We start from the raw sequence: 3,543 nt of genomic DNA on the forward strand, positions 1-3,543 counted from the left end.
ACGTTCCTGCCCGGCTTCGAATAGCTCGTCCGAGCTGAGGCGGGTATTGGTGTAAAGCACGGGGCGGGTGGTCGTATTCAGGGAAGAAAGCGGACGGAAGTCAGACATGCCGCACCTCTGCCATAGCGAAGCGAGACACTGAACGGATTTCGGAAAAGCTCGGTAAGCGCATGGAAAGTTCCTCGAACGATTAAGGAACCGCCTCACCGTTGTCACGCGGAATGGAGGCGGACCGCACGGGGGTGACAAACCGGCGTCCGAGGGAACCGGCCAGGCCGAAGCCTGCCCCGCACGGCCCACCATAGAAATGCGGCAGCCAGGCACAAAAAAGCGCCGGCTACTCAGCTATGGCGCTACCGGGCCTCGAACATACGGGTTGTCACGCCCGGCCACGGGATTGACCGTGACGGGGCGGACTCTAGCGGCTCAGGGGGAGGGAGGCAAGTCGGTTGGGGAACTATGGCTGGGGAATGTGAAAGATGTGGGGAAAAGAGTGGATGGTTCTGGCCATCCACTGATGCTCGGATGTTATAAGTACGTTCGGCATTGTCAGTGCCGGACGGGTAGCATTTAATTGCTCGACTGTTTGTCAGTGCTGAGTATCTTTTTAGTAGTTTGTCGGCGATGATCGCCAAGGCGAAAAATATCCCGAATTGCAGCAATTTACTTTTTGATATCTCGTCAAAAAATAGCCCGCTTAGATATACAACGACAACAATAAATATATACGTCGCAAGATAAATAAACCTGGTATTTATCTTGCCTCCATCTCTCGCTTCTTTATTCAAGGGGCAACCATGGTGTAGGTGCTAGGGAGAAAAACATAAGCAGCAACTAAAATTAAGTCTATAAATAATAGAATTCTTCCTGCCACGCAGTAACCATGTGCATCCTTCTCATATTTTTCCTTGTTAATGCACCACCAAGGGCCCGCAGCACTTATTGCGTTCCCTTCCTTGACATGAGGGAAAGAAATTACCGCCAAAACAATGTATGCAAAACCAACCAAAGAAAACAATATCATAAACATATTCTTATCCTTTATTGAGCGGGTCCGGTACTGAAGTTTGGACCTGGAATCCCTCCCATAATCCCAAGGTAACCACATACAGTTCCGTCAGGATTTAATTGTCCGCCTATAAAAAGACCAGCACGACCGGGTGCTCCTGATACTACGCCTCCTGACGGTATTTTGTCTTTCCAGTCTGGCCCGCAACTTGTTTCTGGCGGAGGTGGCAGTTGGCAAACAAGAATAGCCCCACTAAGCCCCCAACACCTAGAGAGCCAGTGGCAGATGAGTCTCCTTGCATATATGAAACGCAGTACATGCCGAGGCAGCCAGTAACACCATACCTGGTGGTTGGCTCACCTGGAGATAAGGATGGGCCATTTGGATAGCCCATAGTCCTTTGGGATCGTAATTTCCAACAGGATTTCCGAGGACATACCCATAGGTATTCAACCCGCCGTTCAGGCCGATGGGGTCGCTTTCCACATACCGCCCGGTCTCCGGGTCGTAATCGCGGAAGTAGTTGTAAACTAATTCTCTAGATTACCCGGCTGGACGAGGCTATGCAGTCCTGACTTCGTTCAGCAATTCGGGGTGGCGATCAAGCAATTTGAGCAGTTTCACCAGGGCCAGTGGTGGCTTGGTTTTACCGTTCTCGTAGCGCGAGAACGCATTGACGCCGCCACCGAAAATCTCGGCCGCCTCTCGCTGGTCAAGGGCGAGCTTCTTGCGGACGTTGGCGATGAAGCTCGGGTCGACGATCGAGGCATTCACCTGTTTGTTAAACCCCAGCATCGCCGTGCTGACGCGGGCAGATTCGCCTGCATCCAGAAGCGCCTCACCACAGGCCGGACAGAAGTCGCCGGTTACTGCCGGAATGGTGGTCGACTCGTTCTTGTAGGTGTACGGCAGGTCGCGGGTGTCGTGCACCAGCTCCGCCGCTGTGCAGGATGGACATTTCATGTTCATAGCTCCTTGAAGGACACGATGAGAGCGTCATCAACGCTGATGCCCCCCTCACAGTCCAACCCCAGTGCGGCCCCACCTGTCAGGGCAGACATGGTGGAGCGCACTTTTCCTGCTTCGACCAAGGCTTTCACGATTGGCAGCCAGCAGTGTGGAGTTCTTTTTTCCATATCGGCCACGCTAACCTATTAGGTATATTTGGCAACTTGGTTAATTGTCTTGCAGCACGGGCTTCCCCGCCTTTAGCGACCTGGCCTGGGCTGCCGGATGTGTCTTGCTGTACACACCCTGCAGGTCTGTGATGGTCACGTGGGTGTAGATCTGGGTGCTCTCGATGCACTGGTGACCCAGCATCTCCTGCACATAACGGATGTCAGCACCATGGCGCAGCATGTGCGTCGCCGTCGCGTGACGAAGCGCGTGACAGGAGCCACTCTTGCCGATCCCGGAGCGCCGGATATAGCCGCCCACCAGCGTGGTCAATTTGCTCTTCTGGATGCGTTTGCCCGTTTCGCCCAGGAAAAGAGCCTCACCGCTGGCCATCGTTGCCAAGCGGACACGCAGCTCGTTCAGGTACTTCTCAACCCAATCGAGCGCTCGCTGCGCTATGGGAACCCTTCGATCCTGCCCACCTTTCCCTTTGCGTACAGTGACCATCTGCTGTTTGAAGTCCACGTCACGTATATCCAGCCCAGCCAGTTCAGCTCTGCGTATTGCCGTGGCGTAGTAAACCTCCAGGATGGCGCGATCCCGCAGCCCCATACGACCTTTCGTGAGCGTCTGGTGCAGGATCGGGTCTATCTCGTCTTCGTCGGGAATCTGCTTGGGTATTTGGCGATGAACCTTGGGCAACAGAAACTTGGAGTAGTCGTCCGACAGCACAATGCCGTAGGTGTGTAGGCGCTTGAGTAGGCCGGTCACGGCCATCAATCGCATACGCTGTGTTGAAAGCTCCAAGGGCTCATGGTCCCGACGCTTGCGGTACCGGCATAGGTATTTCCGGTAGCGCTCTAAGAGCGCCAGATCGACCTGCGTTACCTCGCTGATGCCTTGGTGCTCACTCCAGTGCACGAACATCTGCAGCAGCGCTGTCTTGGTGTTGGCCGTTGCATCACTTTGTCCGCGTGCTAAGCAATCCTCGATGTAGAAGGGTACGCACGCCGACAGGCTGGTCGGATAAGTCTCAGCAGACATGATCACCTCCCGTGTTTTCCGGCAACACCAACGCGTCCTTGAGAACTCGCGAGAGAGCCTTATCAGGATCGCTAACCGTCGAGGCAAAGCCGTTCCCATCCAGGCCCTGAGGGAGCAGGACTAAGCGCACCTCGATGCTACTGCTCGCAAGTAGATAGGCGATTCGATACACCTCATCCAGCTCGGGTCGGGAAGTACCGAAAGCTATGTAGATCAAGCGAACCAGACTGCTCTGCAGGATGCTCAGGTGCTCTTCGTCGAAGCCAGAAAAACCCATGTAAGCGTCTGGCGAACACGCCTCCTCGATCCCTCCTGGCTTCGGCATGGTGTCCACCTGTTTTTGGTGGACACCATTTCAAGCCCCTTGCGGAGGA

4 protein-coding genes and 1 pseudogene are annotated in these 3,543 nt (G+C 54.6%); all 5 read right to left on the reverse strand.

The genetic code is table 11. The features are described from left to right. Window positions 1-784: 784 nt before the first annotated feature. Window positions 785-1,030, reverse strand: a complete 246-nt coding sequence (locus tag BZL41_RS27855; RefSeq protein WP_143518032.1) for a hypothetical protein — start codon at window positions 1,028-1,030, stop codon at window positions 785-787. A 372-nt stretch (window positions 1,031-1,402) separates the two neighbouring features. Next, a pseudogene (locus tag BZL41_RS29000) lies at window positions 1,403-1,543 on the reverse strand (RHS repeat-associated core domain-containing protein); the annotation flags it as partial. Between the two features lie 27 nt (window positions 1,544-1,570). Then, window positions 1,571-1,972 (reverse strand): type II toxin-antitoxin system MqsA family antitoxin, encoded by a 402-nt coding sequence (locus BZL41_RS06475; RefSeq protein ID WP_095598526.1) that lies wholly within the window; start codon window positions 1,970-1,972, stop codon window positions 1,571-1,573. A gap of 213 nt (window positions 1,973-2,185) precedes the next feature. Beyond that, window positions 2,186-3,169: a tyrosine-type recombinase/integrase gene (locus tag BZL41_RS06485; protein WP_168190955.1), complete on the reverse strand. Its 984-nt coding sequence runs from the start codon at window positions 3,167-3,169 to the stop codon at window positions 2,186-2,188. Then, a complete protein-coding gene (locus BZL41_RS28470) occupies window positions 3,159-3,494 on the reverse strand; it encodes a hypothetical protein (RefSeq protein ID WP_168190956.1) in 336 nt (111 codons plus the stop codon). Before BZL41_RS28470 ends, BZL41_RS06485 begins: the two co-directional genes overlap by 11 nt. Between the last annotated feature and the right edge of the window lie 49 nt (window positions 3,495-3,543).

Origin of the sequence: Pseudomonas sp. PIC25 (genome assembly GCF_002286785.1) — a bacterium.
In the GTDB taxonomy this organism is placed as follows: Bacteria; Pseudomonadota; Gammaproteobacteria; order Pseudomonadales; family Pseudomonadaceae; genus Pseudomonas_M.